10 protein-coding genes and 1 tRNA gene are annotated in these 13969 nt (G+C 71.3%); 6 read left to right on the forward strand and 5 right to left on the reverse strand.

The genetic code is table 11. The features are described from left to right. Window positions 1-95: 95 nt before the first annotated feature. The 3 genes from AB0I32_RS08275 (at window position 96) to AB0I32_RS08285 (ending at window position 3084) form a co-directional block, all read left to right on the forward strand. Entirely contained in the window at window positions 96-854 is a 759-nt protein-coding gene (locus tag AB0I32_RS08275; RefSeq protein ID WP_357505061.1) for an SGNH/GDSL hydrolase family protein, read from the forward strand. Window positions 855-986: 132 nt separating this feature from the next. Next, window positions 987-2519 (forward strand): MFS transporter, encoded by a 1533-nt coding sequence (locus AB0I32_RS08280; protein ID WP_357504727.1) that lies wholly within the window; start codon window positions 987-989, stop codon window positions 2517-2519. A gap of 28 nt (window positions 2520-2547) precedes the next feature. Beyond that, window positions 2548-3084, forward strand: a complete 537-nt coding sequence (locus AB0I32_RS08285) for a TetR/AcrR family transcriptional regulator (RefSeq protein ID WP_357504729.1) — start codon at window positions 2548-2550, stop codon at window positions 3082-3084. 200 nt (window positions 3085-3284) lie between these two features. Here the strand turns inward: AB0I32_RS08285 and AB0I32_RS08290 are convergent. From AB0I32_RS08290 to AB0I32_RS08300, 3 genes are all read right to left on the reverse strand, one after another. Beyond that, window positions 3285-3360 (reverse strand) — tRNA-Thr (locus tag AB0I32_RS08290). Between the two features lie 121 nt (window positions 3361-3481). After that, window positions 3482-4351 (reverse strand): thioredoxin domain-containing protein, encoded by an 870-nt coding sequence (locus AB0I32_RS08295; RefSeq protein WP_357504731.1) that lies wholly within the window; start codon window positions 4349-4351, stop codon window positions 3482-3484. 121 nt (window positions 4352-4472) lie between these two features. Then, complete coding sequence (locus AB0I32_RS08300; RefSeq protein ID WP_357504733.1) at window positions 4473-6239, reverse strand: serine/threonine-protein kinase; 1767 nt, start codon at window positions 6237-6239, stop codon at window positions 4473-4475. Between the two features lie 155 nt (window positions 6240-6394). Here AB0I32_RS08300 and otsB point away from each other — a divergent pair, with 155 nt between their 5' ends. From otsB to AB0I32_RS08315, 3 genes are all read left to right on the forward strand, one after another. Then, entirely contained in the window at window positions 6395-8725 is a 2331-nt protein-coding gene (otsB, locus tag AB0I32_RS08305; protein WP_357504735.1) for a trehalose-phosphatase, read from the forward strand. Window positions 8726-8888: 163 nt separating this feature from the next. Next, window positions 8889-10004 (forward strand): sn-glycerol-3-phosphate ABC transporter ATP-binding protein UgpC, encoded by a 1116-nt coding sequence (gene ugpC / locus AB0I32_RS08310; protein WP_357504736.1) that lies wholly within the window; start codon window positions 8889-8891, stop codon window positions 10002-10004. Window positions 10005-10141: 137 nt separating this feature from the next. Continuing rightward, entirely contained in the window at window positions 10142-11392 is a 1251-nt protein-coding gene (locus tag AB0I32_RS08315) for a DUF4032 domain-containing protein (protein ID WP_357504738.1), read from the forward strand. Between the two features lie 39 nt (window positions 11393-11431). On the opposite strand, the gene rlmB is transcribed toward AB0I32_RS08315, so the two are convergent. Together rlmB and cysS are read right to left on the reverse strand one after the other, a co-directional pair. Next, window positions 11432-12415, reverse strand: a complete 984-nt coding sequence (gene rlmB / locus AB0I32_RS08320) for a 23S rRNA (guanosine(2251)-2'-O)-methyltransferase RlmB (RefSeq protein WP_357504740.1) — start codon at window positions 12413-12415, stop codon at window positions 11432-11434. Window positions 12416-12510: 95 nt separating this feature from the next. Continuing rightward, window positions 12511-13941: a cysteine--tRNA ligase gene (cysS, locus tag AB0I32_RS08325; protein WP_357504742.1), complete on the reverse strand. Its 1431-nt coding sequence runs from the start codon at window positions 13939-13941 to the stop codon at window positions 12511-12513. Window positions 13942-13969: the final 28 nt, after the last annotated feature.

Raw genomic sequence — 13969 nt, forward strand, 5'->3', positions numbered from 1 at the left:
TGGGCGCTGTGAGCGCCACGACGACCCCAGACCCGGAAGGCCAGACCCCCGACCTCCCCACCGCCGCACCCGTCCGCTGGGCGCGGTACATCGCCATGGGCGACTCCTTCTCGGAGGGCCTGTGGGACCCGTACCCCGACGCCCCGGACGTCCAGCGCGGCTGGGCCGACGACCTCGCCGCCATCCTCTCGGCACGCCGGATCGCCGCCGGTGAGGCGCCGCTCGAGTACGCGAACCTCGCGATCCGTGGCCGCAAGCTGCGCCCGGTCATCGCCGAACAGCTCGACGTCACCGTCGACGCCAAGCCCGACCTCGTCTCGCTCGTCGCGGGCGGCAACGACATCCTGCGCGCCTCCGCGGACATCGACGCGCTCTCGGCAGCGCTGGAGGATGCCGTCGTCGCGCTCCGGGAGACCGGGGCCGACGTCCTGATGGGCACCGGGTTCAAGGCCGGCGCCGCCCTGAGCTGGACCAACGGCCGCACGGCGATCTTCAACGCGAACGTCTGGTCCATCGCCCGCCGGACCGGCGCGCACGTCCTGGACCTGTGGGGCATGCGGGCGCTGGGCGACCTGCGCCTCTGGTCCGACGACCGCATCCACCTCACCCCTGAGGGGCACCAGCGGGTGGCGAACGCGGCACTGGTCGCGCTCGGCCTCGAGCCGGACGACGCCGCCTACGACGCCCCGCTCGACGCCGCCCCGCCTGCGGCCTTCCGCGAGACGGCGCGCGCCAACGCGGCGTGGATGCGCCAGCACGTGGGTCCATGGGTCAGGCGCCGACTGACGGGCACCTCCAGCGGCGACGGCCGCACCGCGAAATGGCCGACGCCGCAGCAGTGGCCGCGGGCGTAACCACGCGTCCGCCCGTAGGATCGGCGGGTGAATCTCTGAGGCTCTCCGGTGTTCGCACCGGGGAGCCTCCGCCGTTCCGGATTCCGCCTGTTCACCGAGTAACTTAACCTTCTAGATGGTACAGTTACTGCCATGACGATGAGCCCTCCGGTCGACGCTCCTGTGTCGCTGCTCGGCCCCCGACGGCGCTGGACGCTCCTGGTGACGGTGGGCGCAGGCCTGCTCCTGATCACCCTGGACAACTCGATCCTGTACACGGCGCTGCCGACCCTCACCCGGGAGCTCGACGCGAGCTGGACCGAGAGCCTCTGGATCATCAACGCGTACCCGCTGGTGATGACCGGGCTCCTGCTGGGTACGGGAACCCTCGGGGACCGGTTCGGCCACCGGCTCATGTTCCTGGCCGGTCTCGCCGTGTTCGGGCTCGCCTCCTTCCTGGCGGCCACGGCACCCACGCCGGAGGTCCTGATCGCCGCGCGCGGACTGCTGGCCGTCGGCGCGGCGGCGATGATGCCCGCCACGCTCGCCCTGATCCGGGTGGCCTTCGTCAACGAGCGCGAGCGCAACATCGCGATCAGCGTGTGGGGCAGCCTCTCGGTGGTGGGCGGCGCGCTCGGACCGATCGTCGGCGGCGCGCTGCTCGAGCACTTCGCCTGGGGCTCGATCTTCCTGATCAACGTGCCGGTCGTCCTTGCCGCTCTCGTCCTCGGGGTCGCCGTCGCCCCGCAGGACGACCCGCACCCGGGCACGAAGTGGGACTTCATCTCCTCCCTGCAGGCCCTCGTCACGCTGATCGGCCTCGTGGTGCTGATCAAGGAGGTGGTCAAGATCGACCGCTCGGATACGGTGCTGCTCAGCGCGGCGCTGGCGACGGTCGTCGGATGGTGGCTGTTCGTCCGCAGGCAGCGGCGGCTGCCGTTCCCGCTGCTGGACCTGTCGATCTTCCGCAACGCCGCGTTCGCCTCCGGCGTGCTGGCCGCGGCGTTCGCCATGTTCGCCATGGGCGGCCTGCAGCTGGCCACCACCCAGCGGTTCCAGCTCGTGGCGGGCTTCTCGCCGCTTGAGTCTGGACTGCTGGTGGCCGCCGTCGCGATCGGCTCCCTGCCCTCGTCGATCCTCGGGGGCGCCTTCCTGCACGTCGTCGGCCTCCGGCTTCTGATCGGCGGCGGCCTCGGCGTGGGCGCCGTCGGTGTGGCGTGGACCCTGGTCGCCGTCCCGCACGGGACGGGGTGGCTGCTCGGTGGTCTGTTCGTCACGGGCGTCGGCCTGGGCGCGGCGATGTCCGTGGCCTCGACGGCGATCATCGGGAACGTACCCGCCCGGCGGGCTGGCATGGCCTCCTCGGTGGAAGAGGTCTCCTACGAGTTCGGCAGCCTCGCCGCGGTCGCTCTGCTCGGCTCGCTGCTGACCACCATCTACACCCTGACCGTCCGCCTGCCGGTCGGCGCCCCGGTCGAGGCCCGCCGGTCCCTGACCGACGCCCTTGCCGCACCCGGCAGCGGGCCCGAGGTCCTCGACGCCGCATTCCGCGCGTTCGGCAACAGCTACTCGACGGTCATGGTGGTCTGCGCGGGGGTCCTCACGGTCGGCGCGATCGTCACGACCACGCTGCTTCGCGCCTACGGGCCGGGATCGGCGTCCTCCGCCTACGGCTCCGGCCACTGACCCCCCGACCGAGCACCCCGGAGAACCCGTGCGACCGAGCAACCGCGACCGCATCCTCGACGCCGCCGTCCGCGTCATCCAGCGTGAGGGCGTCACCGCCGTCACCTTCGACTCCGTGGCGGCCGAGGCCGAGCTGACGCGCGGCGGGATCATGTACCACTTCCCGTCCCGCGAGGACCTGCTCGTCGCCATCCACCAGCACCTCGCCGACCGCTGGGAGGCCTCCCTCCTGGCCGAGGCCGGCCGGCCCCTCGACGAGCTCTCCGCCGACGAGCGCCTGTCCGCCTACATCCGCGTGAACGCCCGGTCGGCGACCCGCGCCGAGCTGCAGCTCATGCTGGAGTCGGCCACGCACCCCGCGTGGGCAGCGCCGTGGAACGGCGTCCTGGAGCGCTGGGCGCCGGTTCCCACCGACGTCGGGACCGACGCCGCGTCCATGGCCCGGCTTGTCACCAGACTCGCCGCCGACGGGCTGTGGATGTTCGAGGCGCTCGCCTACCGCGATCTGCCCGAGGCGCAGCGCCGCGCGGTGGCGGAGCACCTGGTGCGAGCGGTCGCCCACTGATCGGCGCACGACCGCCGTCTCGCGAGTTCGGTCGCTTGCTTCCCATCCGAAGTGAGATCGGTCCCTTGCTACGAGATCGGTCGGTTGAATGACCGATCTCGTAGTAACGGACCGAAGTCGCTGAGTTCGGTCACTTGCAGGCGTCCCGTTCACGGCAAACGAGCGGCCCAGGTCAGTGACAGCTACTGACCTGGGCCGCGTGGAGCCGCCTGTCGGGTTCGAACCGACGACCTTCCGCTTACAAGGCGGGAGCTCTACCAGCTGAGCTAAGGCGGCGGGCGGGGACCAGCCTAACGGGTCCGGCCACCAGAATCCGAGTCGAGGACAGCTGCCGGCCGGAAACAGGCGGCGGGGTCCCGGGCCGCAGCCCGGGACCCCGCCGTCCACAACCTGTGAATTACTCGGACGGCTCCGCGGACGGCTCCTCAGAAGGCTCCGCAGAAGGCTCCTCGGAGGCAGGCGCCTCACCGGTGATGGCCTGGGTCAGGCCGCCGGGGGCCTGCCAGCCCTCGAACCGCTCGCCGTCGATCACCACGGTCGGCGTACCGAATCCGCCCTCGGCGTTCAGGAGCGACTCGGTGCTGCCCGCGACCTCCGACGAAGCAGAGACCCACTCCTTGTAGGTGTCGTGCGCCTCACCGCTGGCGATCCCGGCAGCAGCATCGGCCGGTACACCGGCCTGCTCCGCGACCTGGGCGATCTGCTCGTCGGACAGTCCGGGGGTGTTCTCCGCCGGCTGGCTGGCGAACATCGCGTCGTGGAACGCGGCGAACTGCTCGGGAGCCTGGTCGGCGACCCACGCCGCGGCGGACGCCGCGCGCGTCGAGTACTCGGTGCCCTGCGACGCGCGGTCCAGGATCGAGACCGGGTGCACCACCAGAGTGAGGTCACCGGCCTCACGCATCTCGGCGATGCTCGCGGCGTTCATCGTCTCGAACTGCTTGCAGATCGGGCACATGTAGTCCACGTACACGTCGAGCGTCTTGGCGCCCTCGTTCTCGGTACCCGCAACGCCATCTGCACCGACCGGGATGCCGGTCTGCTCGACGACGCCGGCCGGGAAGCTGTCGACCTTCTCCATGGGCGTCTTCTGGCTCTCCTGGAAGATCAGCACCACGGCCAGGACCAGGATCACGACTCCGACTCCGAGCGCGCTCAGCACGATCAGGCGGCTGCGCTTCTCACGTGCCTGCTGCTTCTTCTGAAGGGCAAGTGCCTCGGCGCGGGCTGCGTCGCGGCGCTGTGCCTTGGTCTGATTCGTCGACATCAGGGTCCTTCGAGATGCGGGCCAATGGGGCGAGGCGCCACAGGCGCCCAGTTCAAGACTACAAGTGCTCGCTGGGAGACTGCTGGACGTTTCGTTACGATCCCGGCACCGAAACCGTGGATCACCACACGACGGCGGGGCGGTCCGCCAAGGGCCACCACAGCACGTCCACCGAGCCGTCGAACAACGGCTGCGCGGCGAGCACGGCGAGCGCCAGCACGACCAGGACGAGGATGACCTTGGGTCCCCAGCTGGGTGCGATCCGCCGCAGCATCGGGCCGGCCCCGACGCGGGTCCCGTACGACGCCGGTCCGAACCACGCGACGACCACGGTCACCAGCATCGCGATGCCGAGCACGAGGCTGTCGACGATGGGCTCGTTCATCCCGCCCACCGAGCGCGCCTCGACGGTCTGGATGGGGGCGAGGATCACGTTGCCGGGCGCGAACACGATGAGCCCGAGCAGCACGACGATGACGCCGGCACAGAGGGCGACCGCAGTGGCGGGCAGCACGCCGAACACCGCTCGCACGAGATGCCAGGGCGACAGGAGGGTCGCCACCAGCGCGTCGCCCCGGCCCGGGCCACGTCGCGCGCGGCGGTTGCGGAACTCGTCGACGGCGATCCCCGCCAGGCGGGACATGATCATCAGCGCGACGAGCACGACGACGGCGATCCCTGGCCGGGTGGTCGCGAGCGCCACCAGCGCGAGCCCGATGACGGCGAACAGTCCTCGGTAGCCGGTGACGTGCGTGGGATTCGCCTGTTCCGGGGCGTGTGCCGGTCCGACGGACGGCGGAACAGGGCGCGGGGCGCCGACCGCCCGTCCCGTGACCGACCGCCCCCTGGCGGCTCCCGCGACGGCGGCAGCACCCGCCGCCGCACCGATCCCTGCGCCTCCGGCCGCCTCGGACACCGGGTGCGACAGGAGGCCCTGCGGCATGACCCGCGTCGAGCCGAGGTCGGCGGGCGTCGAGGCGGTGCGAGGGTCACCGGGGCCGAGCACCACCGTCGGGCCGCCTGAACCGTCGGAGCCCGTCGTCGCGGCGATGAACGCCTCCGACTCGGCCTTGAGCGCCCTGGCCACCTCGTCGGGCCCCCAGCGTTCGACGGGCACCGCCCGGAGTGCCGCACCCAGTGCCCGTGCCGTGCGCGGGGGCAGCCCGTCGAGGTCCGCCTGGCCCTGCCGCGAGCGCCTCAGCACGAGCTCGATGGGCCGCACGCCGAACGGTGCGCGGCCGGTGCCGGAGAACGCGAGCACGGCGGCCCAGGACCACCAGTCGGTGTCGGGGCCGGGCTCCGCGCCGTCGAGCAGCTCAGGGGCGAGGTAACCGGGGGTGCCCATGACGAACCCGGTCCGGGTGGCCCGGACGTCGCCCGGTCCCTGGGCGAGCCCGAAGTCGATGAGGACCGGTCCGCTGCGCGCGATGAGGACGTTGGACGGGGTGAGGTCGCGGTGCACGACGCCGGTACCGTGCACGGCCTCGAGCGCGTCCGCGAGCTGGTCGGCGAGCTCGAAGAGGTCGCGGGAGTCCAGCGGGCCGCGCTCGTCGATCTCCTCCTCGAGGGTGGGCCCCTCGACGAGCTCTGTGACGATGAAGGCCTCAGGCCCCTCGAGCTCGGCGTCCAGCACGCGGGCCACGGCGGGGTGCCGCAGGCCCTGGAGTGCGGCGGCCTCCCGCCGCAGGCGTTCGCGGGCGGCGGGGTCATCGAGGTGGCGGTGCAGCATCTTGAGCGCGACGGGGTGCCCGCCGTCGTCCTCGGCGCGGTAGACGGCGCCCATGGCACCCGACCCGATCTCGCGCACGACCGTGTAACCACCGAGCTTCGAGCCGGCCGCAGGGCCGGCGCCGTTCGGGATCGAGATCGAGGTCTCCGCCTCCTTCATGAGGCACACCGTAGTCGGCGCGGGCAGCGGATGCCCGGCATTCCCGCACAGGCGGGCAGCGAGTGAACAGCCTCCTCGTTACCCTGAGCAGGCAAGAGGCGCCGCTACTCTTGGCACTGGACAGCGAGACTCTTCTACAACCAAGGAGCAGTACATTGCCGGGTAAAGACGGGTACGATCTGGTCGTCGTCGCGAACCGACTTCCAGTTGACTTCTCGGTCGGCCCAGATGGCGATCTCACCTGGCAGAGGTCTCCTGGTGGCCTCGTCACCGCGCTGGAACCGGTGATGCAGGACGCCGACGGCGCCTGGGTCGGCTGGTCGGGCGCTCCCGACCTCGCCCACGAGCCGTTCGAGGCGGACGGCATGCTGCTGGTCCCCGTGACACTGACCGCGGTCGAGATCGAGCGCTACTACGAGGGCTTCTCCAACGGCACCCTCTGGCCGCTGTACCACGACGTCATCGAGCGCCCCGACTACCACCGCCAGTGGTGGGACGCGTACCGCCGGGTCAACCAGCGCTTCGCCGACGCCGCTGCCGAGCAGGCCGCGGAGGGCGGCGTCGTCTGGGTGCACGACTACCAGCTCCAGCTCGTCCCCCGCATGCTGCGCGACCTGCGCCCCGACCTCCGCATCGGGTTCTTCGACCACATCCCGTTCCCGCCGGTCGAGCTGTTCGCGCAGCTCCCCTGGCGCCGGCAGATCATCGACGGCCTGCTGGGTGCCGACCTCGTCGGGTTCCAGCGCACCGGTGACGCCGCGAACTTCGTACGCTCCGCCCGCCGCCTCACCGGCTACACCACGCGCGGCCCGGTCATCACGATCCCGGACGCCGACGGGCGCCCGGGCCGGCACGTGCGCGCGTCGTCGTTCCCCATCTCGATCGACTCCCGCCGGTTCGACTCCCTGGCCCGCACCCCCGAGGTGCAGGCCCGGGCCAAGGAGATCAAGGCCGACCTCGGCAACCCCGAGACGCTGATGCTCGGCGTCGACCGGCTCGACTACACCAAGGGCATCCGGCACCGCATCAAGGCGTACGGCGAGCTGCTCGACGACGGCCGCCTCGACGTCGAGCACGCCACGCTCGTGCAGGTGGCCAGCCCCAGCCGCGAGAACGTGGGCGCATACCAGGAGCTCCGCGAGCACGTCGAGATCCTGGTGGGGCGGATCAACGGTGAGTACGGCGAGCTGGGCCACTCCGCGATCCACTACCTGCACCACTCCTACCCGCCGGAGGAGATGGCGGCGCTCTACCTGGCCGCCGATGTGCTGCTGGTGACGTCGCTGCGCGACGGCATGAACCTGGTCGCCAAGGAGTACATCGCTGCACGGTCCGACGAGCGCGGTGCACTGGTGCTGAGCGAGTTCACCGGTGCGGCCGACGAGCTCTCCCCCGGCCCCCTGCTCGTCAACCCGCACGACATCGACGGCATGAAGGACATCATCGTGGCCGCCGCGACCATGGACCCCAAGGAGCAGCGGCGGCGCATGCGCCGCCTGCGCCGCAAGGTCCTGTCCGACGACGTCGCGAAGTGGTCGGAGACCTTCCTCGGCGTACTCACCGCCGTACCGCCCCGCCCGCTCACCGTGGACCCGCGCTCCGCGGAGCCGCGCCACCACAACCTCCGCGACGCGCTGACGGCGTTCACCACCGTGCCCGACGGCGCACCCGCGCGGGGCCGGCTCGCCCGCATGGGCAACGGGAACGGACGGCGCAGGAAGCCGACCACCGGCTGGCTGCTCGCGTGCGACTTCGACGGGACGCTCGCGCCGCTGGTCGACGACCCCAAGGCGTCCACCATGACGCGCGCCGCACGCGCCGCCATCGAGCAGCTGCACGCGCTCGCGCAGGACGCTCCGGTGCGCCTGGCCTTCATCTCCGGCCGGGACCTGTCCGACCTCGCGGAGCGGACGGTCGCCCCCGACGGCACGTTCCTGGTCGGCAGCCACGGCGCGGAGGCCGGCCGGGCCACCGCCACCGGCGTCGAGCAGGTGCCGTTCCACCTGTCGACCGTCCAGTCCGGGCAGCTCGACGCGCTGGTCGCCGGGTTCGAGTCGGCGGTATCGGGCCGGGAGGGGGCGTGGGTGCAGGTCAAGCCCGCCGCCGCCGTCGTGCACACGCGCCTGGCGAGCGTGGACGACGCCGCCGCCATCACCGTGGCCGCCGACGAGGTGGCCGCCAACCTTGGCCTGCCTCCGATGCACGGCAAGGACGTGGTGGAGGTGTCGGTGGTGCCGACCAGCAAGGGCGAGGCCCTGCGCCGGCTGCGGGGCACCGTGGCGGCCGAGCTCGGGGTCGAGAAGGTGCGCGTCCTGTACGCGGGCGACGACACCACCGACGAGCACGCCTTCGGTGCGCTCGAGTCCGGCGACCTGTCGATCAAGGTGGGTACCGGCGACACGCTCGCCTCGCACCGCGTCCCGGACCCGGACGCCCTGGCCGCCGTCCTCGCCGATCTCTCGCGCACGCTGCGCGCCGATGGGTGAGCCGGAGATCTGACTCGATCGTGACCCGGTCGATACCGCGGCCTTGACGAACCGGGGTACGATCGCGCTGCAAGTGTCACCGCCGACACGTGAGTGGAAGCAACGGCACCCGACCACAACGGATCGTCCGGCACGTACCTGCCGGTGGAGGGATGTACTAGTCATGGCTACGGTCACTTTCGATCACGCGACTCGCGTCTACCCGGGCACTGAGCGCCCGGCTGTGGACCAGCTGAACCTGGAGATCGAGGACGGCGAGTTCCTCGTCCTCGTCGGCCCGTCCGGCTGCGGTAAGTCCACCTCGCTGCGGATGCTCGCAGGCCTCGAGGACGTCAACGGCGGGCACATCTTCATCGGTGACCGCGACGTCACCGACGTGCAGCCCAAGGACCGCGACATCGCGATGGTCTTCCAGAACTACGCGCTGTACCCCCACATGTCGGTGGCGGACAACATGGGCTTCGCCCTGAAGATCGCGGGCACCCCGAAGGCGGAGATCCGCCAGCGCGTCGAGGAAGCAGCGAAGATCCTCGACCTCACCGAGTACCTGGACCGCAAGCCGAAGGCCCTCTCGGGTGGCCAGCGTCAGCGTGTCGCCATGGGCCGCGCCATCGTGCGTCAGCCCCAGGTGTTCCTCATGGACGAGCCGCTGTCGAACCTCGACGCCAAGCTCCGTGTCCAGACCCGTACGCAGATCGCGTCGCTGCAGCGCCGCCTGGGCGTCACCACGGTCTACGTGACCCACGACCAGACCGAGGCGCTCACCATGGGTGACCGCATCGCCGTCCTGAACCACGGTGTCCTCCAGCAGGTCGGTACGCCGCGCGAGATGTACGACCGCCCGAACAACGTGTTCGTCGCCGGCTTCATCGGCTCGCCCGCCATGAACATCGGCACGTTCGACGTCAAGGACGGCGTCGTCAAGGTCGGCTCCGCCGACGTCCCGCTCGAGCGTTCCATCGCGAGCGAGCTCACCGAGGCCGACGGCGGCAAGGTCACCCTGGGCTTCCGGCCCGAGGCGCTCGACGTCGTCCCGGTCGGCACCCCCGGCTCGTTCGACGTCGAGGTCAACCTCGTCGAGGAGCTCGGCTCGGACGCGTTCGTCTACGGCACCCTCAAGGGCGACACGGAGCTGAACCTCACCGCCGGTGAGACCAACCAGCTCATCGTGCGCATCGACCCGCGCAGCGTCCCGGACAAGGGCGACGTCATCGCCGTCGCGATCGAGGCCGGCCACTCGCACATCTTCTCCGCGAACACGGGTGAGCGTCTCGGCTGATCCTCAGCCACCGTCGCCGAGGTAGAACCGTGGCGAAGTAGAACCACAGCGAGGTAGGACGCCAGCGCGATCTGGCGTTCTACCTCGCCACGGTTCTGCTTCGCCGTAGTTCTACCTCGGCGTTTCCGTCAGCAAGAATGGTGCCCATGCCCCAGCAGAACCTCCAGATCACCGCGGTCGCACCCGACCCCGCTCTGCTGGATCTCCCGTGGGACGTGCCCCTGGTCGACTGGCCGGAGGACGTCCTCGCCGCGCTGCCCCAGGGCATCTCGCGGCACATCGTCCGCTTCGTCAACCACAACGGCCGGGTGCTCGCGATCAAGGAGATCGGCGAGACCGTCGCCTACCGTGAGTACGAGCTGCTGCGCCAGCTGCACCGCATCGAGGTGCCGTCGGTGGTCCCGGTCGGCGTGATCACGGGCCGCAGGGCACCCGACGGCGAACGGCTCGAGGCGGTGCTCGTCACCGAGCACCTGCAGTTCTCCCTGCCCTACCGCGCGCTGTTCAGCCAGGACCTGCGCCCCGACACCGCAACGCGCCTCATCGACGCCCTCGCGGTGCTCCTGGTGCGTCTCCACCTCGTGGGCTTCTACTGGGGCGACGTCTCGCTGTCGAACACCTTGTTCCGGCGCGACGCCGAGACCTTCGCCGCCTACCTCGTCGACGCCGAGACCGGCGACATCCATCGCACGCTGACCAACGGCCAGCGCAACTACGACGTCGACCTGGCACGCACCAACATCATCGGCGAGCTCATGGACCTCTCGGCGGGCGAGCTGCTCGACGAGGACGTCGACGAGGTGGCCATCGGCGACGCCCTCGTCGAGCGCTACCAGGAGCTGTGGAACGCCCTCACCGGCTCCGAAGCCTTCGACTCCGGCGACCGCTGGCGCGTCGCCGCGCGCATCGAGCGGCTCAACGACCTCGGCTTCGACGTGGGCGAGCTCGAGATCACCACCGACATCGACGGCACCAAGGTCCGCATCCAGCCCAAGGTGGTCGACGCAGGGCACCACTCCCGCCGTCTGCTCCGCCTCACCGGGCTGGACGTGCAGGAGAACCAGGCCCGCCGCATGCTCAACGACCTCGACAGCTACCGTGCGGCGACGGACCGCCAGAACGACCAGGAGCAGATCGTGGCGCACGCCTGGGTCCGCCAGGTGTTCCGCCCCACGATCGACGCCATCCCGCGCGAGCTGCGCCGCAAGCTGGAGCCTGCGCAGCTCTTCCACGAGATCCTCGACCACCGCTGGTTCATCTCGCAGCAGGCGCAGCGGGACATCCCGCTGCCAGAGGCCGCTGAGTCGTACGTGGAGAACGTGCTCAGGCACCGCCCGGACGAGGACGCCCTGCTCGGCCTCCCGCCGGGCGAGGCCGAGCAGGAGTGACCGAGCCGGAGCACAGGCCGAGCCGGAGTACCAGCAGTACTAGCCGGCCGGCGTCGAACGCTGCTTCGCGACCTCGTACAGCGTGATCCCCGCCGCGACCGCCGCGTTCAGCGACTCGGTGGTCGTGGCGATCGGGATGGACACGATCGCGTCGCACGCCTCGCGCACCAGGCGGGACAGGCCCTTGCCCTCCGAGCCGACGACCAGCACCAGCGGGTCGGTGGCGTAGGCGAGCTCGCCCACCTGCATGTCGCCCCCGGCGTCGAGCCCGACCACGAAGCAGCCGGACTTCTTCAGCTCGGCGAGCTCGCGGGCCAGGTTCGTCGCACGTGCGACGGGCACCCGGGCAGCGGCGCCCGCCGAGACCTTCCAGGCCGACGCCGTCACGCCCGCGGCACGCCGCTCGGGCACCAGCACGCCGTGCGCGCCGAACGCGCCGGCGGACCGGAGCACGGCGCCGAGATTGCGCGGGTCCGTGATGTTGTCCAGCGCCACGATCAGCGGCGGCTCGCCGGCCTCCGCCGCGGCGTCGAGCAGGTCCTCGGCGTCCTTGTAGTCGTACGGCGGCACCTTCATGGCAACGCCCTGGTGCACCGCGCCCTCGGTGATCTTGTCGAGGTCGAGCCGCGAGGCCTCGAACATCGGGAGGCTGCGCGCGTGCGCGATCTCCAGGATCTCCTGGGTACGGTCGTCCGCGTCCAGGTGGGTGGCCAGGTAGATGCCCTCGACGGGCATCTCGGCGCGCAGCGCCTCCAGCACCGCGTTGCGGCCGGTGACGACCTCTGTCGCCCCGGCGGCCTTGCGGCCGGCGCCGCGGCCGCCCGGCCGCCGTCCGGCCGCCGCAGCGCGCCGCTCCGCCGCCAGCTTGCGCTCGTGCGCCGGGTGGTAGGTACGGTCCTCCGCCTTGGGCGTCGGCCCCTTGCCCTGCAGCGCCTTGCGGCTGTGTCCGCCGGTGCCGACCTGGGCGCCCTTCTTGGAGCCTGCCTTGCGTACCGCACCGGCGCGCTTCGAGTTTCCTGCCATGGTGTGTCTCGTCTCTCAGCCGGTGGTCGAGCTTGTCGCGACCACCGCGGGTTCGGTCGAGGCGGTCGCGACAAGCTCGACCACCAGGGAAAAGATCAGGACAGCGTCCATCGGGCGCCGTCGGCGGAGTCCTGTACCTCGATGCCGGCGGCCGCGAGGCGGTCCCGGATCGCGTCGGAAGTGGCCCAGTCCTTGGCCGCGCGCGCCTCGGCGCGGGCCTTGAGCTCCGCCGTGACGAGCCCGTCGAGCGCCGTGGCGTACCGGTCGTCGGTGGACGTCGCCGCCCACTGCGGGTCCGCCGGGTCGAGCCCCAGTACATCGAGCATCGCACGCAATGTCACCAGCTCGGTACGCACCGCGGCTTCGGCCCCCGACGCGAGCGCCGTGTTGCCGGCCCGCAGATGCTCGTGCACGACGGCGAGCGCCTGCGGCACGTTCAGGTCGTCGTCCATCGCGGCGGCGAACGCCTCGGGGACCTCTGCCTTGGCGACCTCCTCCGCCGGGACGTCACCCACCCGCTCCGAGGCGCGCGCCACGAAGCCCGACAGACGCTCCCACGTGGTGCGCGCCTCGTCGAGCGTGTCGGGCGCCCACTCGAGCATCGACCGGTACTGCACGGCGGCCAGCGCGTAGCGCACGACGGGCGCAGGTGCCTCGTTGAGCAGCTCGCTGACGAGGAGGCCGTTGCCCAGGGACTTGGACATCTTCACGCCGGACTGGGTGACCCACGCGACGTGCATCCAGCGGTTCGCGAAGCCGTAGCCCGCCGCCCGGGACTGCGCCTGCTCGTTCTCGTGGTGCGGGAACCGCAGGTCGAGGCCGCCGCCGTGGATGTCGAACGTGTCGCCCAGGTAGCGGCGGGCCATCGCCGAGCACTCCAGGTGCCAGCCGGGGCGCCCGCGCCCGTACGGGGTGTCCCACGACGCCGACTCGGGCTCGCCCGGCTTGGGAGCCTTCCACAGCGCGAAGTCGTGCGGGTTCTTCTTGGCGTCGCTCGCCGTACCCGTCGTGGGCTCGCCGCCCTCCTCGGGGCTGAGGTCCTCGACCTTCTGCCGCGTGAGCTCCCCGTAGGCGGGCCAGGAGTGGACGTCGAACCAGACGTTGCCCTCACCGGTGCTGTAGGCGTGGCCCTTCCCGACCAGGCGTTCCATGAGCGCGACCATCTCCGGCACGCTGCCGGTGGCGCGCGGCTCGTAGGTGGGCGGGAGGACGCCGAGCGCGTCGTACGCCTGCGTGAACACCCGCTCGTACAGCGCGGCGTGCGCCCACCACTCGCGGCCGGCGGCGGCCGACTTGGCCAGCACCTTGTCGTCGATGTCGGTGACGTTCCGGATCAGGGTGACCGTCAGGCCCCGCCGCGTGAGCCAGCGCCGGAGCACGTCGAACGCGACCGCCGGGCGCAGATGGCCGACATGTGGGGGTGCCTGCACCGTGGCGCCACACAGGTAGATGCCGACCTCGCCCGGGGTGATGGGGTTGAAGTCGCGCACCTCGCGCGTGGCGGTGTCAAACAGGCGAATGGTCACCTGTCAAGGGTACCGGCGCCGGGGTACC

Source organism: Promicromonospora sp. NPDC050249 (assembly GCF_040656015.1).
Lineage (GTDB): Bacteria > Actinomycetota > Actinomycetes > Actinomycetales > Cellulomonadaceae > Promicromonospora.

Bases quoted from the DNA above. Each gene is read 5' to 3' on its own strand.
- AB0I32_RS08280 (WP_357504727.1), top strand. From the start codon at position 987: ATGACGATGAGCCCTCCGGTCGACGCTCCTGTGTCGCTGCTCGGCCCC.
- AB0I32_RS08300 (WP_357504733.1), bottom strand. From the start codon at position 6,239: ATGAAGGAGGCGGAGACCTCGATCTCGATCCCGAACGGCGCCGGCCCT.
- AB0I32_RS08295 (WP_357504731.1), bottom strand. From the start codon at position 4,351: ATGTCGACGAATCAGACCAAGGCACAGCGCCGCGACGCAGCCCGCGCC.
- AB0I32_RS08275 (WP_357505061.1), top strand. From the start codon at position 96: ATGGGCGACTCCTTCTCGGAGGGCCTGTGGGACCCGTACCCCGACGCC.
- AB0I32_RS08315 (WP_357504738.1), top strand. From the start codon at position 10,142: ATGGTGCCCATGCCCCAGCAGAACCTCCAGATCACCGCGGTCGCACCC.
- ugpC (WP_357504736.1), top strand. From the start codon at position 8,889: ATGGCTACGGTCACTTTCGATCACGCGACTCGCGTCTACCCGGGCACT.
- rlmB (WP_357504740.1), bottom strand. From the start codon at position 12,415: ATGGCAGGAAACTCGAAGCGCGCCGGTGCGGTACGCAAGGCAGGCTCC.